Annotated in this window: 21 protein-coding genes; 13 read left to right on the top strand and 8 right to left on the bottom strand. The window is 55.9% G+C overall.

The window, feature by feature from the left end; all coding sequences use genetic code 11:
• The first annotated feature begins 47 nt into the window (after positions 1 to 47).
• The 3 genes from fhuC to fhuB are packed head-to-tail and all read left to right on the top strand — an operon-like array spanning position 48 to position 3,714.
• On the top strand, positions 48 to 845 hold the full coding sequence (gene fhuC / locus H2Z33_RS03975; RefSeq protein WP_047733132.1) for a Fe3+-hydroxamate ABC transporter ATP-binding protein FhuC: 798 nt from the start codon (positions 48 to 50) through the stop codon (positions 843 to 845).
• Positions 845 to 1,735, top strand: coding sequence for a Fe(3+)-hydroxamate ABC transporter substrate-binding protein FhuD (gene fhuD, locus H2Z33_RS03970; RefSeq protein ID WP_003856240.1), 891 nt, complete (start codon positions 845 to 847; stop codon positions 1,733 to 1,735). Before fhuC ends, fhuD begins: the two co-directional genes overlap by 1 nt.
• Positions 1,732 to 3,714, top strand: coding sequence for a Fe(3+)-hydroxamate ABC transporter permease FhuB (gene fhuB / locus H2Z33_RS03965; protein WP_032647300.1), 1,983 nt, complete (start codon positions 1,732 to 1,734; stop codon positions 3,712 to 3,714). Before fhuD ends, fhuB begins: the two co-directional genes overlap by 4 nt.
• Positions 3,715 to 4,242: 528 nt before the next feature.
• Here the strand turns inward: fhuB and hemL are convergent.
• On the bottom strand, positions 4,243 to 5,523 hold the full coding sequence (gene hemL / locus H2Z33_RS03960) for a glutamate-1-semialdehyde 2,1-aminomutase (protein WP_015572714.1): 1,281 nt from the start codon (positions 5,521 to 5,523) through the stop codon (positions 4,243 to 4,245).
• Positions 5,524 to 5,700: 177 nt separating this feature from the next.
• Here hemL and clcA point away from each other — a divergent pair, with 177 nt between their 5' ends.
• Positions 5,701 to 7,101, top strand: coding sequence for a H(+)/Cl(-) exchange transporter ClcA (gene clcA, locus H2Z33_RS03955; RefSeq protein ID WP_063135048.1), 1,401 nt, complete (start codon positions 5,701 to 5,703; stop codon positions 7,099 to 7,101).
• Between the two features lie 85 nt (positions 7,102 to 7,186).
• On the top strand, positions 7,187 to 7,531 hold the full coding sequence (gene erpA / locus H2Z33_RS03950) for an iron-sulfur cluster insertion protein ErpA (RefSeq protein WP_003856230.1): 345 nt from the start codon (positions 7,187 to 7,189) through the stop codon (positions 7,529 to 7,531).
• 58 nt (positions 7,532 to 7,589) lie between these two features.
• On the opposite strand, the gene H2Z33_RS03945 is transcribed toward erpA, so the two are convergent.
• Genes H2Z33_RS03945 through mtnN form a run of 3 tightly spaced genes read right to left on the bottom strand, consistent with a single transcriptional unit; the run spans position 7,590 to position 9,739 of the window.
• Positions 7,590 to 8,213, bottom strand: a complete 624-nt coding sequence (locus H2Z33_RS03945) for a TRIC cation channel family protein (protein ID WP_003856227.1) — start codon at positions 8,211 to 8,213, stop codon at positions 7,590 to 7,592.
• 25 nt (positions 8,214 to 8,238) lie between these two features.
• On the bottom strand, positions 8,239 to 9,048 hold the full coding sequence (gene btuF / locus H2Z33_RS03940; RefSeq protein ID WP_033486483.1) for a vitamin B12 ABC transporter substrate-binding protein BtuF: 810 nt from the start codon (positions 9,046 to 9,048) through the stop codon (positions 8,239 to 8,241).
• The gene (gene mtnN, locus H2Z33_RS03935) at positions 9,041 to 9,739 is read right to left on the bottom strand and encodes a 5'-methylthioadenosine/S-adenosylhomocysteine nucleosidase (RefSeq protein ID WP_003856223.1); all 699 of its coding nucleotides are present in this window, start codon (positions 9,737 to 9,739) and stop codon (positions 9,041 to 9,043) included. The genes btuF and mtnN overlap by 8 nt, the downstream gene beginning before the upstream one ends.
• Before the next feature lie 82 nt (positions 9,740 to 9,821).
• Between mtnN and dgt the strand changes: the two genes are divergently transcribed.
• The 3 genes from dgt to H2Z33_RS03920 all read left to right on the top strand — a co-directional run bounded on the left by dgt (position 9,822) and on the right by H2Z33_RS03920 (position 14,206).
• Complete coding sequence (dgt, locus tag H2Z33_RS03930; RefSeq protein WP_015572717.1) at positions 9,822 to 11,336, top strand: dGTPase; 1,515 nt, start codon at positions 9,822 to 9,824, stop codon at positions 11,334 to 11,336.
• A gap of 132 nt (positions 11,337 to 11,468) precedes the next feature.
• On the top strand, positions 11,469 to 12,902 hold the full coding sequence (gene degP, locus H2Z33_RS03925; RefSeq protein ID WP_015572718.1) for a serine endoprotease DegP: 1,434 nt from the start codon (positions 11,469 to 11,471) through the stop codon (positions 12,900 to 12,902).
• A 146-nt stretch (positions 12,903 to 13,048) separates the two neighbouring features.
• On the top strand, positions 13,049 to 14,206 hold the full coding sequence (locus tag H2Z33_RS03920; RefSeq protein ID WP_003856217.1) for a CdaR family transcriptional regulator: 1,158 nt from the start codon (positions 13,049 to 13,051) through the stop codon (positions 14,204 to 14,206).
• Between the two features lie 89 nt (positions 14,207 to 14,295).
• Here the strand turns inward: H2Z33_RS03920 and H2Z33_RS03915 are convergent, their stop codons facing one another.
• The 4 genes from H2Z33_RS03915 to map form a co-directional block, all read right to left on the bottom strand.
• Complete coding sequence (locus H2Z33_RS03915; RefSeq protein WP_015572719.1) at positions 14,296 to 14,685, bottom strand: DUF3461 family protein; 390 nt, start codon at positions 14,683 to 14,685, stop codon at positions 14,296 to 14,298.
• A gap of 111 nt (positions 14,686 to 14,796) precedes the next feature.
• A complete protein-coding gene (gene dapD / locus H2Z33_RS03910; protein ID WP_003856214.1) occupies positions 14,797 to 15,621 on the bottom strand; it encodes a 2,3,4,5-tetrahydropyridine-2,6-dicarboxylate N-succinyltransferase in 825 nt (274 codons plus the stop codon).
• Positions 15,622 to 15,653: 32 nt separating this feature from the next.
• Positions 15,654 to 18,329 (bottom strand): bifunctional uridylyltransferase/uridylyl-removing protein GlnD, encoded by a 2,676-nt coding sequence (gene glnD / locus H2Z33_RS03905; RefSeq protein WP_045344487.1) that lies wholly within the window; start codon positions 18,327 to 18,329, stop codon positions 15,654 to 15,656.
• A gap of 62 nt (positions 18,330 to 18,391) precedes the next feature.
• Positions 18,392 to 19,186: a type I methionyl aminopeptidase gene (gene map / locus H2Z33_RS03900; RefSeq protein ID WP_015572721.1), complete on the bottom strand. Its 795-nt coding sequence runs from the start codon at positions 19,184 to 19,186 to the stop codon at positions 18,392 to 18,394.
• Between the two features lie 321 nt (positions 19,187 to 19,507).
• Here map and rpsB point away from each other — a divergent pair, with 321 nt between their 5' ends.
• The 5 genes from rpsB to ispC all read left to right on the top strand — a co-directional run bounded on the left by rpsB (position 19,508) and on the right by ispC (position 24,094).
• Complete coding sequence (gene rpsB, locus H2Z33_RS03895; RefSeq protein ID WP_003856207.1) at positions 19,508 to 20,233, top strand: 30S ribosomal protein S2; 726 nt, start codon at positions 19,508 to 19,510, stop codon at positions 20,231 to 20,233.
• A 117-nt stretch (positions 20,234 to 20,350) separates the two neighbouring features.
• Complete coding sequence (gene tsf / locus H2Z33_RS03890; protein WP_015572722.1) at positions 20,351 to 21,202, top strand: translation elongation factor Ts; 852 nt, start codon at positions 20,351 to 20,353, stop codon at positions 21,200 to 21,202.
• 149 nt (positions 21,203 to 21,351) lie between these two features.
• Positions 21,352 to 22,077, top strand: coding sequence for a UMP kinase (gene pyrH / locus H2Z33_RS03885; RefSeq protein WP_002889306.1), 726 nt, complete (start codon positions 21,352 to 21,354; stop codon positions 22,075 to 22,077).
• 167 nt (positions 22,078 to 22,244) lie between these two features.
• The gene (gene frr / locus H2Z33_RS03880; RefSeq protein WP_017383739.1) at positions 22,245 to 22,802 is read left to right on the top strand and encodes a ribosome recycling factor; all 558 of its coding nucleotides are present in this window, start codon (positions 22,245 to 22,247) and stop codon (positions 22,800 to 22,802) included.
• A gap of 92 nt (positions 22,803 to 22,894) precedes the next feature.
• Complete coding sequence (gene ispC / locus H2Z33_RS03875) at positions 22,895 to 24,094, top strand: 1-deoxy-D-xylulose-5-phosphate reductoisomerase (protein ID WP_045906911.1); 1,200 nt, start codon at positions 22,895 to 22,897, stop codon at positions 24,092 to 24,094.
• The last annotated feature ends 82 nt before the right edge of the window (positions 24,095 to 24,176 follow it).

The raw sequence follows: 24,176 nt of genomic DNA, 5'->3' as shown, positions 1-24,176 counted from the left end.
CTTTATGGGCACGGTTCGCCGTGCCCTTTTTATTTAAGTTGGCTGACATGCAGGATAATAAAACGCAATCCGACTCCACCTTCACGCTTAACAATCTCTCCTTTCGCGTACCCGGGCGCACCTTGCTGCATCCGCTCTCTTTGACGTTTCCCGCAGGTAAAGTGACCGGTTTAATCGGGCACAATGGTTCCGGTAAATCGACGCTGCTGAAGATGCTGGGTCGTCATCAGCCGCCGTCCGAGGGCGACATATTGCTGGATGACCAGCCGCTGGCGAGCTGGAGCAGTAAGGCCTTTGCCCGCAAGGTGGCCTATCTGCCGCAGCAGTTGCCGCAGGCGGAGGGGATGACGGTGCGCGAGCTGGTGGCGATTGGACGTTATCCGTGGCACGGTGCGCTCGGGCGTTTTGGCCTCGCTGACAGAGAGAAAGTGGAAGAGGCGATCGCGCTGGTTGGGTTAAAACCGCTGGCGCATCGTCTGGTGGATAGCCTGTCCGGTGGCGAGCGTCAGCGCGCATGGATCGCGATGCTGGTGGCGCAGGACAGCCGCTGCCTGCTGCTCGACGAACCCACTTCGGCGCTGGATATTGCTCATCAGGTTGACGTCCTGGCGCTGGTGCATCGCTTAAGTCAGCAGCGCGGCCTGACGGTGATTGCCGTTCTGCATGATATCAACATGGCGGCACGCTATTGCGACTACCTGGTAGCGCTGCGCGGCGGTGAAATGATCGCTCAGGGTACGCCTGCCGAACTGATGCGCAGCGAAACGCTGGAACATATCTACGGTATTCCTATGGGCATCCTGCCTCACCCAGCCGGGGCTGCACCCGTGAGCTTTGTCTACTGATGCTGGATTCAACATTCATTAGCCGCCGTCGCCTGCTGACGGCCATGGCGCTCTCACCGCTGCTGTTAAAGATGGGCCCGGCCCGCGCTGCGGCTATCGATCCGCACCGCATCGTGGCGCTGGAGTGGTTGCCCGTCGAACTGATGATGGCGCTTGGCGTGACGCCTTACGGCGTGGCCGATATTCCCAACTACACCCTGTGGGTGAATGAGCCAAAACTGCCGGACTCCGTCATCGACATTGGCCTGCGTACGGAGCCGAACCTTGAGCTTCTCACCCAGATGAAACCGTCTTATTTATTCTGGTCTGCGGGGTATGGCCCGTCGGAAGAGACCATGGCGAAGATTGCGCCCGGACGGGGCTTTTCCTTTAGCGACGGCAAAAAGCCGCTGACCATGGCAAAAAATTCCATCCACGAGATGGCGCAGTTTCTCAACCGTGAGGCTCAGGCGAAAAAACATCTCGATGAATTTGATGCGCTGATTGATTCCCTCAAGCCGCGCTTTGCCCACCGTGGCGATCGGCCTTTGCTGATGGTAACCCTGCTGGATGCCCGCCATATGCTGGTCTTTGGAAATAACTGTCTGTTCCAGGAAGTGCTCGACAGCTTTGGCATTCGCAATGCCTGGGAAGGCGAGATGACATTCTGGGGCAGTACCGCCGTGGGTATTGACCGTCTGGCGGCGTTTCGTGATGTGGACGTGCTGTGCTTCGATCACGGGAACGAGCGCGAGATGCAAACCCTGATGGCGACCCCGCTCTGGCAGGCAATGCCGTTCGTCCGCGAGCAGCGCTTCCTGCGCGCGCCAGCGGTATGGTTCTACGGCGCGACGCTGTCGGCAATGCATTTTGCCCGCGTGCTGGACAATGCACTGGGAGGCAAGGCATGAGCACGCGTATGGCCCGTTTCCCGATGTTACTGTTAGCGCTCATTTTTCTGGCTGCCCTGGTGTTAACCGGCTTTAACCTGACCACGGCGTTACCGCGCGATCAGTGGGCAGCCGCGTTTGCCGCACCGGATATCGATAATATTCAGCAAATGCTGTTCCACTACAGCCTGCTGCCGCGTCTGGCTATCTCCCTGCTGGTCGGGGCGGGGCTGGGACTGGTGGGCGTACTGTTTCAGCAGGTGCTGCGTAACCCGCTTGCAGAGCCGACCACGCTGGGCGTGGCGACGGGGGCTCAGCTGGGGATCACCATCACCACTCTCTGGACCCTGCCGGGAGCGTTAACCTCGCAGTTTGCCGCGCTGGCAGGCGCATGTGTGGTCGGTGCGCTGGTCTTTGGCGTGGCCTGGGGAAAACGTCTCTCGCCGGTCACGCTGATCCTCGCGGGGCTGGTCGTCAGCCTCTACTGTGGGGCGATCAACCAGCTGCTGGTGCTGTTTCACCACGACCAGCTGCAAAGCATGTTTATGTGGAGTACCGGCACGCTCACCCAGACCGACTGGAGTATCGTCCAGCGCCTGTGGCCGCAGCTGTTCGGCGGCGTGGTGCTGACGCTGCTGCTGCTGCGTCCGCTGACGTTGATGGGCCTCGATGACGGCGTGGCGCGCAATCTGGGGCTGGCGCTGTCGCTGGCGCGTCTGGCGGCCCTGACCCTGGCGATTGTGCTGAGCGCGTTACTGGTTAACGCCGTCGGCATCATCGGTTTTATCGGTCTGTTTGCGCCATTGCTGGCAAAAATGCTCGGCGCGCGCCGTCTGCTGGCGCGTCTGATGCTGGCTCCGCTGATTGGTGCGCTGATCCTCTGGCTTTCCGATCAACTCATTCTCTGGCTGGCGCGCGTCTGGATGGAAGTTTCCACGGGCTCGGTGACGGCCCTGATCGGCGCGCCGCTGCTGCTGTGGCTGTTGCCGCGCCTGCGCAGCATTAGCGCCCCGGCAATGGATGCCGGCGATAAAGTACATGCCGAACGTCAGTCGGTGGTGTGGTTCAGCCTTGCCGGACTGGCGGTGCTGGTTATCGCCTCGTTTGCCGCACTCTCGCTGGGACGCGACGCCACGGGCTGGCACTGGGCGACGGGGGATTTGCTGCATGAACTCATGCAGTGGCGCTGGCCGCGGATCTTCTCCGCGCTGATTGCGGGCGTCATGCTGGCGGTGGCGGGCTGTATTATCCAGCGTCTCACCGGCAACCCGATGGCAAGCCCGGAAGTATTAGGGATCAGCTCCGGGGCCGCGTTTGGCGTAGTGTTAATGTTGTTCCTCGTGCCGGGAAATGCGTTCGGCTGGCTGATGCCTGCCGGGAGTATCGGCGCGGCAGTCACGCTGATGATTATCCTGATCGCCTCCGGGCGAGGGGGGTTCTCACCTCACCGCATGCTGCTGGCCGGGATGGCGCTCAGCACCGCGTTTACTATGCTGCTGATGATGTTGCAGGCGAGCGGCGATCCGCGCATGGCGCAGATCCTGACCTGGATTTCCGGTTCAACGTACAACGCTACCGGCAGTCAGGTGGTGCATACCGGGATTGTGATGATCGTACTGCTGGCGATTGTGCCGCTGTGCCGTCGCTGGATGACCATTCTGCCGCTGGGTGGGGATACCGCCCGCGCGGTCGGGGTGGCGCTGACGCCAACGCGTATCGCCCTGTTGCTGCTGGCCGCGTGCCTGACGGCGACGGCCACCATGACTATCGGCCCGCTCAGTTTTGTCGGATTAATGGCGCCGCACATCGCCCGTATGATGGGCTTCCGCAGGACTTTGCCGCATATCGTGATCTCTGCGCTGACGGGCGGAGCGATCCTGGTCTTTGCTGACTGGTGCGGAAGGATGGTGCTGTTCCCGTATCAGATCCCGGCGGGCCTGCTGTCGACCTTTATCGGCGCGCCGTACTTTATATATCTGTTGAGAAAGCAGAGTCGGTAATAAAAGTAAACGGCAATCCTTAGATTGCCGTTTTCGTTTTTGCTTCCTCTCCCTGTGGGCTGAGGGTTTCCCACAAAATAATGCCTGCACAGACGGCCCCCTCTCCCTTGAGGGAGAGGGCTGGGGTGAAGGGGAACATACGGCTCTGGTGGTCATTCCGTTCACTTTATGTTCCTTGCTACTCTGTCACGACATGAGCGGTGAACGTGCCAGGGTGGCTCAGTCGCCACCACCCTGGCGACCCGGGCTTCCGGCGGAAAATCGCCGCTTCGCGGTACCTTCGGCTTATTCCTTCCGGCTTATCGGGTACGGGCGGAGGAAACGTCCCTGTAAAGCCCGCCCTCTCGGCGCATCCCTGCGCCTCGCCCCGACCTACAGGAAACGCCTCAGCGATTTACAGCCGGACCGAGGCATCGCTGAAAGCCCTCAGTTATTCTGAGGCAACGTTATCGCTTTTGCTTTCAAATTACTGGGGAACCCTCTCCCCCTGTGGGAGAGGGTTGGGGTGAGGGCATCAAGCCGCACATTTTACAGCTTCGCAAACACCTTACGCGCTGCGTCGATGGTGTTATTGATATCTTCTTCGCTGTGCGCCACGGACATAAAGCCCGCTTCAAACGCTGACGGGGCCAGATACACGCCTTCTTCAAGCATCAGGTGGAAGAAGCGTTTGAAGCGTTCCACGTCGCATTTCACCACGTCCTGATAGCAGGTCACGGTTTTCGCATCGGTGAAGAAAATCCCGAACATCCCGCCGACGTGGTTTACCACCAGCGGAATACCCGCGTCTTCTGCGGCTTCCAGCAGGCCGTTTGCCAGCTGCGTCGTCCGGTCCGTCAGGGTTTCGTGGATACCCGGCTGCGCCACTTCGGTCAGACAGGCAAAGCCCGCCGCCATCGCAATCGGGTTACCGGAGAGCGTACCCGCCTGGTAAACCGGACCGGTTGGCGCCAGCGCGTCCATCACGTCCTTACGGCCGCCAAACGCGCCGACAGGCATGCCGCCGCCAATGATTTTGCCGAGGCAGGTCAGATCCGGCTCAACGCCGTAGTATGACTGCGCCCCCGCCAGCGCGACGCGGAAACCGGTCATCACTTCGTCGATGATCAGCAGCGCGCCGAACTCATCGCACAGTGCGCGCAGGCCCGGCAGGAAATCCGGCTGCGGTGGAATACAGTTCATGTTGCCCGCCACCGGTTCAACGATGATGCAGGCGATCTCCTGCGGATACTGCTCGAACGCGGCGCGAACGGTGTTCAGATCGTTATAGGTGCAGGTCAGCGTGTGTTTCGCGAAATCAGCCGGCACCCCCGGGGAGTTCGGTTGACCGAGCGTCAGCGCGCCGGAACCGGCTTTTACCAGCAGGCAGTCGGCGTGGCCGTGATAACAACCTTCGAACTTGATGATCTTGTCACGACCGGTAAAACCGCGCGCCAGACGGATAGCGCTCATGGTCGCTTCGGTACCGGAGTTCACCATACGCACCATGTCCATCGTTGGCACCAGCTCGGTGACCAGCTCCGCCATTTTGACTTCCATCTCGGTTGGCGCGCCGAAGCTCAGGCCGCGCTGAGCGGCTTCAATCACCGCGTTGCGGATCGCCGGGTGGTTGTGCCCCAGTACCATCGGGCCCCAGGAGCCGACGTAATCGACATAGGCTTTACCATCCACATCATACAGATATGCCCCATCCGCACGTTCGATAAACAGCGGGGTGCCACCCACGCCGGTAAAGGCGCGCACGGGTGAGTTCACGCCGCCTGGGATTAGCTCGCGGGCTGCGCTGTAGAGGTTTTCAGACTTGCTCATGGCGTCGTTCCTGGTTCGTAGAAATAAGTTAAGGCAACTATTCTAAGTGATTCGGAAGAGGTTATAAAATTTTTGCCCCTCAGAAGGCTTAACAATTGTTAAGTATTTTTCAGGGGACGAGGGGATTGTCTCTGGTAGAATCCCTGCGGCCTTTTGTATGACGAAACAGAACAGGTAATGAACGAGAACACACCTTCTTTTGAACAACAACAGTTTACGCGCGCGAAGCACCGGGTCAGTATCCGGCGGCTGCTCAACCGTGACAAAACCCCGTTAGCCATTCTGCTGGCAGCCGCCGTGGTCGGTACGCTGGCCGGGCTTGTGGGGGTCGCATTCGAGAAAGCGGTCAACGCGGTGCTCAACTGGCGCATAGGTACCGTCGCCAGCTTTGCCGATCGGGAATGGCTGGTCTGGGTGTGGGCCTTTGGCCTTTCGGCGCTGTTTGCCATGGTGGGGTATTTTCTGGTGCGTAAATTCGCACCTGAAGCAGGTGGCTCGGGGATCCCTGAAATTGAGGGGGCGCTGGAGGAGCTACGCCCGGTTCGCTGGTGGCGGGTGCTTCCTGTGAAATTTATCGGCGGGATGGGAACCCTCGGGGCGGGCATGGTGCTCGGTCGGGAAGGGCCAACGGTACAGCTGGGCGGTAACGTCGGGCGCATGGTCGGCGATCTGTTCCGTATGCGCAGCGCCGAAGCACGGCATACGCTGCTGGCGACGGGGGCCGCAGCGGGGCTGTCTGCGGCGTTTAACGCGCCGCTGGCGGGTATCCTGTTTATCATTGAAGAGATGCGCGCCCAGTTCCGCTACAACCTGATCTCCATTAAAGCGGTGTTTACCGGCGTGATTATGTCGAGCATTGTCTTTCGCGTCTTTAACGGCGAAGGAGCGGTGATTGAAGTTGGCAAGCTGACCAATGCGCCGGTCAATACTTTATGGCTGTATCTGGTTCTTGGGATGATTTTTGGCGTCGTCGGCCCGCTTTTTAACACCCTGATTTTACGGGCGCAGGATATGTTTCAGCGCATCCATGGCGGAAATACCACGAAATGGGTGCTGGTGGGAGGCCTGCTTGGCGGCGTGTGCGGGATCCTCGGTTTCATCGAACCGAATGCGGCGGGCGGCGGTTTCGGCCTGATTCCCATTGCCGCGGCGGGGAATTTCAGCGTAGGCCTGCTGCTGTTTATGTTTATTTCACGCGTCATCACCACGGTATTGTGCTTCTCCTCTGGCGCCCCGGGCGGCATTTTTGCTCCGATGCTGGCACTGGGGACGCTGCTGGGTACGGCGTTCGGGATGGCGGCGGCGGCAGGTTTCCCGGCCTACCATCTGGATGCGGGGACGTTTGCGGTTGCGGGAATGGGGGCGCTGCTGGCGGCCTCCCTGCGCGCGCCGCTGACCGGGATCGTACTGGTGCTGGAAATGACCGACAATTACCAGCTCATTTTGCCAATGATCATTACCTGTCTCGGCGCGACACTATTAGCCCAATTCCTGGGTGGAAAACCGCTATACTCCACCATTCTTGCCCGTACCCTGGCGAAACTGGAAGCTGAACAGGCCCTGAAGCAGAATACTTGAATGAATTACCAGGGTATTAGATAATGACAAAAAGAATTGGGTGATTTTTGCCCAATAGCAGTCGCAGTATTCATGGGAGCATAAGATGAGTGATGACGTAGCGTTGCCGCTGGAATTTACCGAAGCAGCAGCGAAAAAAGTGAAAACCCTGATTGCCGACGAGGACAATCCGGATCTGAAACTGCGTGTTTATATTACCGGCGGCGGCTGTAGTGGCTTCCAGTATGGTTTTACCTTTGACGATCAGGTTAACGATGGTGATATGACTATCGAGAAACAGGGCGTCGCGCTGGTGGTTGACCCGATGAGCCTGCAATATCTGGTGGGCGGTTCAGTGGACTACACTGAAGGTCTGGAAGGTTCGCGCTTTGTGGTGACTAACCCGAATGCGACCAGCACCTGCGGGTGTGGTTCTTCGTTCAGTATTTAAGCCTGAATGCAGATTGTAGGCCCGGTAAGCGAAGCGCTACCGGGCTTATAAACGACGCCTATCTTGAATTTTCATCCAGCGCAAACGTCGGCAGCTTCAGGTGCCAGCGTATCGCCGCTAAACGGATCACCAGCGTGACCACCATCCCCAGCATCGCCGCATTCTCCAGCGGGACAGCAAAGGTGTAATACGCCGTGGCGTGAACAATCCCCCCGATGATACAGGCCGTCGCGTAGATTTCCGTTCGCAGGATCATCGGGACTTCTCGCGCCAGTATGTCGCGAATAATCCCTCCGCCCACGCCGGTTAACACGCCCATACAGATCGCCACCAGCGGGCCAGTCCCGGCAATAAAGGCTTTATTCACGCCTATTCCCACAAAGACCGCCAGACCGACGGCATCCAGTACCGGCAATATCCATTTTGGCAGTCTGCGAGGCTGACGAACCAGCACGATGGTTAACAGGCAGGTGACCATCGCCACCACCAGATCCGTGGGATCTTTTACCCAAAATACCGGGCCATTTGCCAGCGCCATATCGCGGATCGTTCCGCCTCCCACCGCCGTAACAACGCCGAGTACCAGTACGCCAAAAGGGTCCATGCGCAGTTTTCCGGCAAGCAAAACGCCGGAGATAGCAAAAACGGCTGTGCCAAGAATATCCAGCCAATACACGAGCATCGTTAAATCCTCGAAGGGGGTATATTTATCTGTTTGAGTGACTCTCTGCCAGTTCGGCGCAGAGTTGTTTTGCGGCGAGGATAATACGCGGGCTGGCGCGTTCAAACCAGTCGCTGTTAAGTGCGATAACCGGAATTTTAAGCTGCCGATGCCAGAATTGTTCTATTTTAGGAATCTCGCTCGCATTTCCGACCACCACAATGGCCTGCGGTTGTCGCGCAAGAACCTGTTCACGACTGACCTGGGGCCAGGGAACCCGGCTTTCGGCAAAGATATTTTCACCTCCACAGGTTTCAAGCACCTGGTTCTGGATCGAGCCTTTCCCGGTAGTGAACAGCGGCTGGCTGCCAAATTGCAGAAAAACGCGTTGTTTCGGTTGCGTGCCGTATCGGGCTTTTAGCGCGGCATAGTCGTTGAGCATCTGCTGTGCAGCCTGCCCGGCGCGTTGGGGGGTAGGGCTGAAAGGCGCGAGGTCACGGAGGGTTTGCGCCACCTGTTCGATGCTCACCGCGTCCACCCATTTTACCGTTATTCCCAGCGAAGAGAGCTGGTTCACCTGCCGTTCGGCATTACCGCCGCGCCAGGCGAGGACCAGATCGGGCTTCAGCGCCACGATGCGTTCCAGGTTCATTCCCTGCCAGGTGGCAACCTGTTCGATATGGGCGGCCTGCGGTGGATAATCGGAAAAGCTGCTCACCGCAACGGGCGTGATCCCGGCGGCAAACGCCAGTTCCGTATTGGCAGGGGAGAGAGTGATCACCCGCGGCGCGGCGATGAGCCAGGCCGGAGCGAGCAGAAGCAGGGCGGCCAGCGCCCTGAATGACACCTTACCCACGCGCCAGTTTCTGCACCAGGGTTTCCACCATCACGGTGGACTGTTTGGCCGCAACGGCCAGGAATTCGTCGAAGCTGATGTGGGACTGCTGGTCCGCCACGTCAGAGATCGCGCGAACGACCACGAACGGCACGCTGAAGTTATGGCATACGTGCGCGATGGCCGTGGCTTCCATCTCAACGGCCACAGCCTGCGGGAAGTTATGACGGATTTTCGCCAGACCGACAGAGCCGTTGATAAAGGCATCGCCGCTGACGATCAGGCCACGCACCGCATTGAGGTTCAGCTCATTAATGCAGCTTTCAGCGGCGGCAATCAGCTTATCATCCGCTTTAAACCCGGCCGGGCAGCCCGGAAGCTGACCATATTCGTAGCCGAATGCGGTGACATCTGCATCGTGATAACGCGCTTCGTCGGAAACCACGATATCGCCCACTTTCAGCGTCGGCGCCAGACCGCCCGCAGAACCCGTATTAATGATAACGTCAGGCTTGCAGCGCTCAAGCAGCAGGGTCGCGCCCAGTGCCGCTGCAACTTTACCGATGCCTGATTTCAGCAGAGCCACGTCAACACCGTTCAACTGGCCGGTGTAGATCTCACAGCCACCGAGGGAGAGGGTCTGACGGTTCTCAATTTTGTCACGCAGCAGCGTAACTTCTTCTTCCATTGCACCAATAATGCCGATTTTCATAGATTTACTCGCGATGTGCCTTGTTAAGATGCATAGTCTATCATGCGGTTAAGGGGAAACGCATTCTCACGCGGGGGAGCACATGGCACCAATCGATTTTCGCACCAAAATTAACTGGCACCGACGTTTCCGTTCGCCACAGGGCGATAAGAGCGAGCATGAGATCCTGCGCATTTTCGAAAGCGATCGCGGACGCATCATCAACTCGCCCGCCATCCGTCGGTTACAGCAAAAAACCCAGGTGTTCCCGCTGGAGCGTAACGCCGCGGTGCGTACGCGGTTAACGCACTCCATGGAAGTGCAGCAGGTGGGGCGCTACATTGCGAAAGAGATCCTCAGTCGCCTTAAAGAGCAACGTCTGCTGGAAACCTACGGACTGGATGAACTGACCGGGCCGTTCGAAAGCATCGTTGAGATGGCCTGCCTGATGCACGATATCGGCAATCCTCCCTTTGGTCATTTCGGCGAGGCCGCCATCAATGACTGGTTTAAACAGCGGCTTTTTCCCTCTGACGCCATAAGCCAGCCGCTCAGCGATGACCGCTGTGTGGTACGCGATTTATGCCTGCGTGAAGGCGAAGATAGCCTGAACGATCTGCGCCGTAAGGTGCGCCAGGATCTGTGTCATTTCGAAGGTAACGCGCAGGGGATCCGTCTGGTGCACTCCCTGATGCGGATGAATCTGACCTGGGCCCAGGTGGGCTGTATTCTTAAATACACGCGTCCCGCATGGTGGACCGGAGAAACGCCCGCCACGCATAGCTACCTGATGAAAAAACCGGGCTATTACTTATCGGAAGAAGCATACATCGCGCGGTTGCGTAAAGAACTGTCTCTGACCCCTAATGGCCGTTTTCCATTGACATGGATTATGGAAGCGGCTGATGACATTTCTTATTGCGTGGCCGATCTGGAAGACGCGGTGGAAAAAAGAATATTCAGCGTCGAGGAGCTGTATCAGCATCTTCATGATGCCTGGGGAGAGCATGAAAAAGGTTCTCTGTTTGCGCAGGTCGTCGAGAATGCCTGGGATAAATCGCGTTCAAATTCGCTGAGCCGCAGTACCGAAGATCAGTTCTTTATGTATTTGCGGGTGAACACGCTGAATAAACTGGTGCCGTATGCGGCCGCCCGTTTCATTGATAATTTGCCGATGATATTTAGCGGGGAATTTAATCACGCCCTGCTGGAAGATGAGAGCAGTTTTAGTCAGCTTCTTGAATTATATAAAAACGTGGCTGTTCGCCATGTTTTCAGCCACCCGGATGTCGAGCAGCTGGAGCTGCAAGGATACCGGGTTATCAGCGGGTTGCTGGAGATTTATGGCCCGCTGCTCCAGCTGACGGTCGATGAGTTTAGCGAGCTGGCAAATAATGAACGTGTTCGCCGCCTGCCGATTGAATCTCGTCTCTATCAGAAGCTTTCAACCCGCCACCGGCTGGCATACATTGAAGCCGTCAGTAAAATAGATCGCCATTCTTCCCAATGGCCAGTCATGGAATATTATTATCGCTGTCGCCTTATCCAGGACTATATCAGCGGGATGACAGATTTGTATGCCTGGGATGAATACCGCAAGCTTATGGCCGTTGAATAAGCCATGAGTTTTGTAAAGACGACCAATAAATTTTTACTTTTTCCATAAACTTAATCCCGGAACTAAGCGGTATAAAACGAATCTGAGTTACACAGCAATTTTGCGTTATCTGGTAAATCGAGATTGAGAAACATGAAAAAAACCACATTAGCAATGAGTGCACTGGCTCTGAGTTTAGGTTTAGCGCTGTCCCCTCTGGCGATGGCGGCCGAGACAGCTTCCTCGGCCGCGACTGCGCAGCAGATGCCAAGCCTGGCCCCAATGCTCGAAAAAGTGATGCCATCGGTGGTGAGTATTAACGTTGAGGGCAGCACGACCGTCAATACGCCGCGTATGCCGCGTAATTTCCAGCAGTTCTTCGGCGATAATTCGCCATTCTGCCAGGACGGCTCGCCATTCCAGAGTTCTCCGTTCTGTCAGGGCGGCGGCGCAGGGGATGACGGTCAGGGCGGCGGCCAGCAGCAGAAATTCATGGCACTCGGCTCGGGCGTCATTATTGATGCAGCGAAAGGCTACGTGGTGACCAATAACCACGTGGTAGATAATGCTAACACCATTAAGGTGCAGATGAGCGATGGCCGTAAATTCGATGCCAAAGTGGTCGGTAAAGATCCGCGCTCTGATATCGCGCTGATTCAGATTCAGGATCCGAAGAACCTGACGGCGATTAAGCTTGCCGACTCTGACGCGCTGCGCGTGGGTGACTACACCGTCGCCATCGGTAACCCATTTGGTCTGGGCGAAACCGTGACCTCGGGTATCGTCTCTGCGCTGGGACGTAGCGGCCTGAATGCGGAAAACTATGAAAACTTCATTCAGACGGATGCGGCCATTAACCGTGGTAACTCCGGCGGTGCGCTGGTTAACCTGAACGGTGAGCTGATCGGTATCAACACCGCTATCCTGGCACCGGACGGTGGCAACATCGGTATCGGCTTTGCTATCCCGAGCAACATGGTGAAAAACCTGACTGCGCAGATGGTGCAATATGGACAGGTGAAACGCGGTGAGCTGGGGATCATGGGTACCGAACTGAACTCCGAGCTGGCGAAAGCGATGAAAGTGGACGCTCAGCGCGGCGCATTCGTAAGCCAGGTCATGCCGAACTCTTCGGCGGCGAAAGCCGGCATTAAAGCGGGTGACGTGATCACCTCTCTAAACGGTAAGCCGATCAGCAGCTTTGCCGCCCTGCGTGCGGAAGTGGGTTCTATGCCAATCGGCAGTAAAGTGACCCTCGGCCTGCTGCGTGAAGGTAAGCCGGTTAACGTGAGCCTGGAACTGCAACAGAGCAGTCAGAATCAGGTGGATTCCAGCACCATCTTCAGCGGTATTGAAGGTGCCGAGATGAGCAACAAAGGGGCAGATAAAGGCGTGGTGGTGAACAACGTGAAAGCGAACTCACCTGCTGCCCGTATCGGCCTGAAAAAAGGTGATGTGATCATGGGCGCTAACCAGCAGCCGGTGAAAAACATCGCTGAACTGCGCAAAATTCTCGACAGCAAGCCGTCCGTGCTGGCACTGAATATTCAGCGTGGTGATACCTCTATTTATCTCCTGATGCAGTAATCTTCTTAAGCCCCTGTTCGCAGGGGCTTTCTCTTTTCTGTGACCTTTCCCACAACTCCATACATCTCTCTCTGCCTTTGTGCATCTGCACAATGCAGCCTTAGCTGAACTTCCCTATTCTTGAGCTCTGCTCACGGGAGGGTTATATGGCTGGCTGGCATCTTGATACCAAAATGGCGCAGGATATCGTGGCGCGAACCATGCGCATCATCGATACCAATATCAACGTAATGGATGCCCGTGGGCGCATTATCGGCAGCGGCGATCGTGAGCGTATTGGGGAATTGCACGAAGGGGCGTTGCTGGTGCTCTCTCAGGGGCGCGTGGTCGACATCGATGACGCCGTGGCGAAACATCTGCACGGGGTCCGTCAGGGGATCAACCTGCCGCTGCGTCTGGAAGGAGAGATTGTTGGCGTTATCGGTCTGACCGGCGATCCTGAATCGCTGCGTAAATACGGCGAGCTGGTCTGCATGACGGCGGAGATGATGCTGGAGCAGTCGCGTCTGATGCATCTGCTCGCCCAGGACAGCCGCTTGCGTGAAGAGCTGGTGATGAATTTGATTCAGGCGGAGGAGCACACGCCTGCCCTGAGCGAATGGGCGCAGCGTCTGGGTATCGACCTGAATCAGCCGCGCGTAGTCGCCGTTATTGAGGTGGATAGCGGCCAGCTTGGTGTGGACAGCGCCATGGTGGAGCTACAGCAGCTGCAAAACATGCTGGCGACGCCGGAGCGTAACAACCTGGTGGCGATTGTCTCTTTGACGGAAATGGTGGTGCTCAAGCCTGCGCTTAATCAGTTTGGTCGCTGGGACGCGGAAGATCATCGTCGCCGCGTTGAGCTGCTCATAGAGCGCATGAAGGAGAACGGACAGCTCCGTTTTCGCGTCGCGCTGGGAAATTACTTTACCGGGCCGGGAAGTATTGCCCGTTCATGGCGAACGGCGCGCACCACCATGATGGTAGGGAAACAGCGCATGCCGGAGAGCCGCAGTTATTTCTATCAGGATCTGATGCTGCCGGTCCTGCTCGACAGCTTGCGCGGCGGCTGGCAGGCCAACGAGCTGGCGCGTCCGCTGGTGCGTCTGAAAGCAATGGACAACAACGGGCTGCTGCGCCGCACGTTGCAGGCGTGGTTCCGGCATAACGTGCAGCCGCTGGCAACGTCAAAAGCGCTGTTTATTCACCGTAATACGCTGGAGTATCGGCTAAACCGGATCTCGGAACTGACGGGGCTGGATTTAGGGAATTTTGACGACCGGCTACTGCTGTATGTGGCGTTGCAGCTGGATGAACAGAGATGATGCTGTTTGCCGGGCGGCGGCTTCGCCTTACCCGGCCTACATGTGTTCGTAGGCCCGGTAAGCGAAGCGCCACCGGGCAATAAAACGGCTCATTTGTTACGCGTCAATTTCTCAAGATCCGCTTCAATCTCGCTGATCTTATTGGTGACTACGCTTTCCAGGTGACGCAGGTCGTCAAGGATCTTACGTTTCAGATCGACTTCGCTGCGATCGCGCTGGCAGATTTGATCGAGTTCGTCGATCACGTAGCGCAGGTTAGGGCTGATTTCCTGTACTTCTTTATATCCCTGACCGATACCGTCAGCGACAACGGTCTTACGCTGGCGAGGGTATTTAAACTTCACGCTTTTGGCGAAGAACTCTCCTTTGTCCTTGTGAAAATAGATTTTCAAAATATCGTTATTGGCTTCCTGGCGGAGACTATAACGATCAATTTCATCAGGATTGGTAATGCCCAGACTTTTCAGATTATCGTACATAGCGGTACCCTTGATCTCAACATAACCTATGAATAATTAACGAAAAAATCTATTTTCGCCACCTTCGGATATAAAAAAAGCGGGGTTGCCCCCGCTTTTTGTTATACCCGATTAATCGATGGTGCGCAGCAGTTCATTGATGCCCACTTTACCGCGCGTTTTCGCGTCCACTTTTTTCACGATGACCGCGCAATACAGGCTGTATTTGCCATCTTTAGACGGCAGGTTGCCGGAAACCACAACGGAACCGGCTGGAACGCGGCCGTAGTGAATTTCACCGGTTTCGCGATCGTAAATACGGGTGCTCTGGCCAATATAAACGCCCATGGAGATCACAGAACCTTCTTCGACGATCACGCCTTCAACCACTTCGGAACGTGCGCCGATGAAGCAGTTGTCTTCGATGATGGTTGGGTTAGCCTGAAGTGGCTCAAGAACGCCACCGATGCCCACACCGCCGGACAGGTGAACGTTTTTACCAATCTGCGCGCAGGAGCCGACGGTAGCCCAGGTGTCCACCATGGTGCCTTCGTCAACGTAGGCGCCGATGTTCACGTAGGATGGCATCAGCACGGTGTTGCGTGCGATGAAGGCACCCTGACGAACGGCCGCCGGTGGTACTACGCGGAAGCCCTCTTTCTGGAAGCGCGCTTCGTCGTAATCCGCAAATTTCATTGGCACTTTATCGAAGTAGCGGCTTTCTGCTCCGTCGATAACCTGGTTATCGTTGATGCGGAAAGAGAGCAGCACAGCTTTCTTCAGCCATTGATGAGTAACCCACTGACCGTCGATTTTTTCTGCCACGCGCAGCGCGCCGGAATCCAGCAGGGAAATAACCTGGTTTACCGCTTCACGGGTCACGGTATCCACATTTGCCGGAGTGATGTCGGCGCGACGCTCAAAAGCGGACTCAATAACGTTCTGTAACTGCTGCATTGTTTACTCTTTCCATTTCACTAAAAAACACGTCACCCTTTATCGTTTGGATTGAGGGCTGCTGTCAACCGTTGTTGCACTTCAAGTTGCAGGTCATTATTAAGGGCACGCCGGTCGGCCGTCGCGATTATAAATAAATCTTCTACTCGTTCGCCAATGGTTGTAATTCGGGCGCCGTGAAGCGAAATTCCCAGATCGGCAAAAACCTGACCGACGCGGGCGAGCAGCCCTGGCTGGTCGAGCGCAATCAGCTCAAGGAACGATTTACGGTCGGTATGGGTCGGCAGGAAATTGACCTCGGTATCGACGGTAAAGTGGCGCAGTTTTGCCGCCTGACGACGCGGCTGCGGAGGTTGCCAGCTGCGCTGCGTAATCGCCTGCTCGAGGCCAAAGCGTATCCCCTCATGCCTGTCCGACGACAGCGGGCTGCCGTCCGGCTCCAGCACAATAAAGGTGTCCATCGCCATGCCGTCGCGGGTGGTAAAAATCTGCGCGTCGTGCACGCTCAGGTTACGCCTGTCCAGCTCGGCACAGACCGCTGCAAACAAATAAGGCCGGTCCGGGCTCCAGATGAAAATTTCCGTCCCGCCGCGCGTGGCCTGCGGGCTGAGCAGAATCATCGGTTTTGTCAGGTCGTGCTTCAGCAGATGCCGGGCGTGCCAGGCAAGCTGGTTTGGGCTGTGGCGCACAAAGTAGTTGGCGCGACAGCGCGCCCAAATCTGATGCAGTGCCTCTTCGTTGATGTTATCCATGCGCAGCAGGGCCAGCGCCTGCAACTGATGGTGGCGCACACGCTCGCGCATGTCAGGGGTGTTCTGCATCCCGCGACGCAGCTGTTTTTCGGTGGCGAAGTAGAGTTCGCGCAGCAGGCTCTGCTTCCAGCTGTTCCACAGGGTTTCGTTGGTGGCGCAGATATCGGCTACCGTCAGGCAGACCAGGTAGCGCAGGCGGTTCTCCGTTTGCACTTCCTCGGCGAACTGCTTGATCACTTCCGGATCCTGAATATCACGACGCTGAGCGGTAACTGACATCAGCAGATGATGGCGAACCAGCCAGGCGATAAGCTGCGTTTCACGCGAGTTCAGGCCGTGCAGCTCGGCAAATTTCAGCACGTCCTGGGCACCGAGCACGGAGTGGTCGCCGCCGCGACCTTTGGCGATATCATGGAACAGGGCGGCGATCAGGATCAGCTCCGGGTGCGCCAGACGTGGCCACAGATCAACGCACAGCGGATGGCGGGATCGCGTCTCTTCTTTAGCGAAGCTTTCCAGCTTCAGCATGACGCGGATCGTGTGCTCATCTACCGTATAGGCGTGAAACAGGTCGAACTGCATCTGCCCGACAATATGCGACCACTGGGGCATATAGGCCCACAATACGCTGTGACGGTGCATCGGCAGCAGACCGCGGCTGACGGCGCCCGGATGACGAAGCATGCTCAGGAACAGCGAGCGCGCCTCCGGGATGTAACACAGCGGCTGCTTCAGATGGCGTCGTGCATGGCGCAGATGACGCAGGGTGGTGGAGTAGATCCCGGTGATCGTGCTGTTGCGCACCATGGTGTAGAACATTCGCAGGATCGCTTCCGGTTCGCGAATGAACAACGTTTCGTCGCGCAGATCGATAAGCGTGCCGCGCAGCTGAAATTCGTCATCAATCGGACGCGGTTTTTCGTCTGCCGTCAGCGCGAGGATCGCCTCATCGAACAGCTGTAACAGCATCTGGTTTAGCTCAGAGACGCGGCGGGTGACGCGGAAGAAATCCTTCATCATTTGCTCGACCGGCTCGTTGCCCTCGCCCTGGTAATTCAGGCGCTGCGCCACACTGAGCTGTCGGTCAAACAGCAGGCGGTTATCGTAGCGGGTGACTTCCAGGTGCAGGGCAAAACGGATGCGCCACAGCAGATGCAGACACTCATTGAGTTCGTTACGTTCGGCTTCGGTCAGAAAACCAAACCCGACCATTTCGTCCAGTGATGTTGCTCCAAAATGTCGACGGGCGACCCATTGCAGCGTGTGGATATCGCGCAGGCCACCGGGGCTGCTTTTAATATCCGGTTCGAGATTATAGCTGGTACCGTGATAACGCTGGTGGCGCTGGTTTTGTTCTTCGACTTTCGCGGCGAAGAATTTTTCCGAAGGCCAGAAGCCGTCGCTAAAGATGTGCTTTTGCAGTTCGAGGAACAGCGCAACGTCGCCAATCAGCAGGCGGGTTTCAATCAGGTTGGTGGCGACGGTCAGGTCAGATAACCCTTCCAGCAGACACTCTTCCAGCGTGCGTACGCTGTGGCCCACTTCCAGCTTTACGTCCCAGAGCAGGGTCAACAGTTCACCGATTTTCTGCGCCCGATCGTCCGGCAGTTTTTTACGGCTTAAGATCAGCAGGTCGATATCAGAGAGTGGATGCAGTTCACCCCGGCCATAGCCGCCGACCGCAACCAGCGCGACGTCGCTCACCTGTCCGAAACCGTAGTCGATCCACAGACGTTGCAGGAGCTGGTCGATAAATTCGGTGCGCGCTTCAATGAGCTGTTCGGCCGAAATGCCTACGTCAAATGCGTTACCCAGCCAGCGATGGAAAACCTCCATGTGGGCTTTGATATGCGCGCAGGTCAGCTCATGCGGTGGCCAGACGCCCGGGTTATCAGGCTGGTCGGGGAGGGTGGGAAGTGCTGTATTAGCATACTGTTCGGGTAAGAGATTACTCATCGTGCGCCACCCATAAGAAAAAGCTATCGCCATTAAAAAAGCCGGCATTCGCCGGCTTCTTATCACTCAATGTTCGTCAGTATCGCCGGGATGGTGTCATCCTTGCGCAACGTCATAATTTCGCAGCCGTTGTCTGTAACCACAATAGTATGCTCGTACTGGGCAGACAAGCTTCTGTCTTTGGTTTTTACCGTCCAGCCATCTTTCATGGTACGGATGCGGTAATCACCCGCGTTGACCATTGGTTCGATAGTGAAGGTCATGCCCTTTTGCAGCACTACGCCGCCGTCGTCTGCATCGTAGTGCAGAACCTGCGGTTCTTCATGGAACACACGACCAATACCGTGACCGCAATATTCGCGCACCACGGAGAAACCTTCCGCTTCCACAAATTTCTGGATTGCGGCGCCGATGGTGCGCAGGCGGATGCCCGGCTTCACCATTTTCAGCGCCAGGTAGAGGCTCTCTTGCGTCACTTTGCACAGACGCTCGCCCAGAATCGTTGGCTTGCCAACGATGAACATCTTAGAAGTGTCGCCGTGGTACTCGTCTTTAATCACGGTCACGTCGATGTTGACGATGTCGCCATCTTTCAGCAGCTTCTCGTCATCCGGAATGCCGTGGCAAACCACTTCATTAATAGAGATGCAGACGGATTTCGGGAAACCGTGATAGCCAAGGCAGGCGGAGACCGCGTGCTGCTCGTTGACGATATAGTCGTTACAGATGCGATCCAGTTCGCCAGTGCTGACGCCCGGTTTCACAAACGGCTCGATCATTTCCAGCACGTCCGCGGCCAGACGACCGGCGACGCGCATCTTTTCAATTTCTTCAGGTGTCTTAATAGAGATAGCCATGTAATCTGTCCATCGGTGTCGATTTTTTCGACAATACTAGTGTAAGTGTTGTCAATGGTATCAGTCAGGCGCACCCCGTGCCAAATTGAGAATCATTAACAGCACACTCCGCCAACAATTATTGGTTTCTGGCCGTGTTTTGTGATATAAAGCGCGCCGGACTTCCGATCCATCTCAGATACACAGGCTGGACGGGAGCGACAAATCTCACTTTGTGTAACAACACACACGTATCGGCACATATTCCGGGGTGCCCTTCGGGGTCGGTAATATGGGATACGTGGAGGCATAACCCCAACTTTCAATATAGAGGTTTTAAACATGGCAACTGTTTCCATGCGCGACATGCTCAAGGCTGGTGTTCACTTCGGTCACCAGACCCGTTACTGGAACCCGAAAATGAAGCCTTTCATCTTCGGCGCACGTAACAAAGTTCACATCATCAACCTTGAGAAGACTGTACCAATGTTCAACGAAGCCCTGGCTGAGCTGAACAAGATCTCTTCCCGTAAAGGTAAGATTCTGTTCGTTGGTACTAAGCGCGCTGCAAGCGAAGCTGTGAAAGATGCTGCTAACAGCTGCGACCAGTTCTTCGTGAACCATCGCTGGTTGGGCGGCATGCTGACCAACTGGAAAACTGTTCGTCAGTCCATCAAGCGCCTGAAAGATCTGGAAACCCAGTCTCAGGACGGTACTTTCGATAAGCTGACTAAGAAAGAAGCGCTGATGCGTACTCGTGAACTGGACAAGCTGGAAAACAGCCTGGGCGGTATCAAAGATATGGGCGGCCTGCCAGACGCGCTGTTCGTAATCGATGCAGACCACGAGCACATCGCAATCAAAGAAGCTAACAACCTGGGTATCCCGGTATTCGCTATCGTTGATACCAACTCCGATCCGGACGGTGTTGACTTCGTTATCCCGGGTAACGACGACGCAATCCGTGCTGTTAGCCTGTACCTGAGCGCTGTAGCTGCTACCGTTCGTGAAGGCCGTTCCCAGGATCTGGCTTCTCAGGCGGAAGAAAGCTTCGTAGAAGCTGAATAATAAGGTTTTACCCCTTATTAGTACCGTGTATGAATAGGGGCCCATTATCGGCCCCTTTTTTCAATTTATACTGTTTGGCTCCCGGCCGGGCAGTTCACATCTCCCGAGGATTTAAGAATGGCTGAAATTACCGCATCCCTGGTAAAAGAGCTGCGTGAGCGTACTGGCGCAGGCATGATGGATTGCAAAAAAGCGCTGACCGAAGCGAACGGCGACATCGAGCTGGCAATCGAAAACATGCGTAAATCCGGTGCGATCAAAGCAGCTAAGAAAGCAGGCAACGTTGCTGCTGACGGCGTGATCATCACCAAAATCGACGGCAACTACGGCATCATTCTGGAAGTTAACTGCCAGACTGACTTCGTTGCTAAAGATGCTGGTTTCCAGGCATTTGCTAACAAAGTTCTGGACGCAGCGGTTGCAGGCAAAATCACTGACGTTGAAGTTCTGAAAGCACAGTTCGAAGAAGAGCGTGTAGCGCTGGTTGCTAAAATCGGTGAGAACATCAACATCCGTCGCGTTTCTTCCCTGGAAGGCGATGTTCTGGGCTCTTACCAGCACGGCGCGCGTATCGGTGTTCTGGTTGCGGCTAAAGGCGCTGACGAAGAGCTGGTTAAACAGCTGGCAATGCACATCGCTGCAAGCAAACCAGAATTCGTTAAGCCAGAAGACGTGTCTGCTGAAGTGGTAGAGAAAGAGTACCAGGTTCAGCTGGACATCGCGATGCAGTCTGGTAAGCCAAAAGAAATCGCAGAGAAAATGGTTGAAGGCCGCATGAAGAAATTCACCGGCGAAGTTTCTCTGACTGGCCAGCCTTTCGTAATGGATCCAAGCAAGTCTGTTGCTCAGCTGCTGAAAGAGCACAACGCTGATGTAACTGGCTTCATCCGCTTCGAAGTGGGCGAAGGCATCGAGAAAGTTGAGACTGACTTCGCAGCAGAAGTTGCTGCAATGTCCAAGCAGTCTTAATGATTGAAAAGGAGCCGCCTGAGGGCGGCTTCTTTTTGTCACCCGTCTCACGAAATCAGACAGGCTCCAGTATCGCTGTGCTGATTTGCGACATATCATGTCGCCAGAATTAACCCCATCTTAATCGTTGACAGTCTCAGGAAAGAAACATGGCTACCAATGCAAAACCCGTGTACAAACGCATTCTGCTTAAGCTGAGTGGCGAAGCGCTGCAAGGATCGGAAGGCTTCGGTATTGACGCAAGCATCCTTGATCGCATGGCACAGGAAATCAAAGAACTGGTCGAACTGGGTATTCAGGTTGGCGTGGTCATTGGCGGTGGCAACCTTTTCCGTGGTGCTGGTCTGGCGAAAGCGGGGATGAACCGCGTAGTGGGCGACCACATGGGTATGCTGGCAACCGTGATGAATGGCCTGGCGATGCGTGACGCGCTTCATCGCGCCTATGTGAACGCTCGCCTGATGTCCGCTATTCCTTTGAATGGCGTATGCGATAACTACAGCTGGGCAGAGGCCATCAGCCTGCTGCGCAACAACCGCGTGGTGATCCTCTCCGCCGGTACGGGTAACCCGTTCTTTACCACCGATTCCGCAGCCTGCCTGCGCGGTATCGAAATCGAAGCCGATGTGGTGCTGAAAGCGACCAAAGTAGATGGCGTGTTTACTGCCGACCCGGCAAAAGATCCTTCAGCGACCATGTACGATCAGCTGACCTACAGCGAAGTGCTGGAAAAAGAGCTGAAAGTGATGGATCTTGCCGCCTTTACGCTGGCTCGTGACCACAAACTACCGATCCGTGTCTTCAACATGAACAAGCCTGGCGCGCTGCGTCGCGTTGTTATGGGCGAAAAAGAAGGCACTTTGATCACGGAATAATTTCCGTCGGCGATAAATACAGGTAAGATTCCGCTTTATTTCGACGTGGTATCTTACCTGGGCGCGCCTTTGGCGTTGTCATGAATTAAACGCGACTATACTTAGCACACCTGTAGCGCTGTGCTGGCGGATAGTCTGCCTGAGACAAGTTTTCAAGGATCCGTAACGTGATTAACGACATCAGAAAAGATGCTGAAGTACGCATGGAAAAATGCGTAGAAGCGTTCAAAAACCAAATCAGCAAAATCCGTACTGGCCGTGCTTCCCCAAGCCTGCTGGATGGCATCATCGTAGAATATTACGGTACGCCAACGCCTCTGCGTCAGCTGGCGAGCGTGACGGTAGAAGATACCCGTACCCTGAAAATCAACGTGTTCGACCGCTCAATGAGCCCGGCCGTTGAAAAAGCGATCATGGCATCTGACCTGGGTCTGAACCCAAGCTCAGCCGGCGCGGATATTCGCGTTCCACTGCCTCCGCTGACGGAAGAGCGTCGTAAAGACCTGATCAAAGTAGTTCGTGGTGAAGCTGAGCAGGGGCGTGTTTCCGTACGTAACGTGCGTCGCGATGCGAACGATAAAGTGAAAGCCCTGCTGAAAGAAAAAGAGATCAGCGAAGACGACGATCGTCGTTCTCAGGACGACATTCAGAAAATGACCGACGCGGCCATCAAGAAAATTGATGCGGCGCTGGCAGAAAAAGAAGCGGAACTGATGCAGTTCTGATTTTCGCTGTACACTGATAAACGCCGTTCAGAAGGACATTGAGTCTTGCTGGCGGCGTTTTGCTTTTATCTGGTCTAACTTTTGGGCATCTCATGAAGCATCTCACTCTCCTCGGCTCGACCGGCTCTATCGGTTGCAGCACTCTCGACGTTGTACGTCATAATCCTGACAGCTACACCGTGGCCGCGCTTGTGGCCGGAAAAAACGTGCAGCGAATGGTCGAACAGTGCCTGGAGTTTACCCCCCGTTTTGCGGTGATGGATGACGAAGAGAGCGCCCGCCAGGTGAAAGCGCTGTTGCAGGAGAAGGGCTGCCGTACCGAGGTACTCAGCGGGCAACAGGCGGCGTGCGATATGGCCGCGCTTGATGAAGTTGATCAGGTCATGGCGGCAATCGTCGGGGCGGCGGGTCTTCTGCCGACGCTTGCCGCTATTGATGCGGGTAAAGATGTCCTGCTTGCGAACAAAGAGTCGCTGGTCACCTGCGGACGCCTCTTTATGGAAGCGGTAAAACAGCGTGGGGCGCGTCTTTTGCCGGTCGATAGCGAACACAACGCGATTTTTCAGAGTTTACCTCAACCTTTTCAACAAAACCTGGGGTACGCTGACCTGGAGCAGAATGGCGTTGTGTCGATTCTGCTTACCGGGTCTGGTGGCCCGTTCCGTGAAACGCCACTGTCTGAATTGAGCGCAATGACGCCGGATCAGGCGTGTCGTCATCCGAACTGGTCAATGGGGCGTAAGATCTCCGTCGATTCGGCCACCATGATGAACAAAGGTCTGGAATACATTGAAGCTCGCTGGCTGTTCAATGCGTCGGCGAAACAGATGGAAGTGCTGATCCACCCGCAGTCGGTGATTCACTCGATGGTGCGCTATCAGGACGGCAGCGTGCTGGCCCAGCTGGGCGAACCGGATATGCGTACGCCTATTGCTCATACGATGGCGTGGCCAAACCGCGTAAAATCGGGCGTTAGGCCTCTCGATTTTTGTAAGCTGAGTTCACTGACGTTTAGCGAGCCTGATTACGACCGTTATCCCTGTCTGAAACTGGCGATGACGGCCTTCGATCAGGGGCAGGCGGCGACAACGGCGCTTAATGCAGCCAATGAAGTGACCGTTGAAGCATTCCTGAATCAGCAGATCCGCTTTACTGACATCGCCGCGTTGAATTTATCCGTGCTGGAGATAATGGATTTGCGTGAGCCGCAGAGCGTGGAAGAGGTGCTGGCCGTGGATGAACAGGCACGCATTGTTGCGCGTAAACAGGTGACACGTCTCGCAAGCTGGTGATAAAGCAAGCACTAGTCGTCGTGCTATTTGTTAGCGTTGGGCTTCAGTGATATAGTCTGCGCCACCTGATCGCAGGTATTTG

Source organism: Enterobacter sp. YSU (assembly GCF_016082135.1).
Taxonomy (GTDB): Bacteria; Pseudomonadota; Gammaproteobacteria; order Enterobacterales; family Enterobacteriaceae; genus Enterobacter; species Enterobacter hormaechei_C.
The sequence above is the reverse complement of the archived record's forward strand: the minus strand, read 5'-3'. Positions and strand labels throughout refer to the sequence as shown.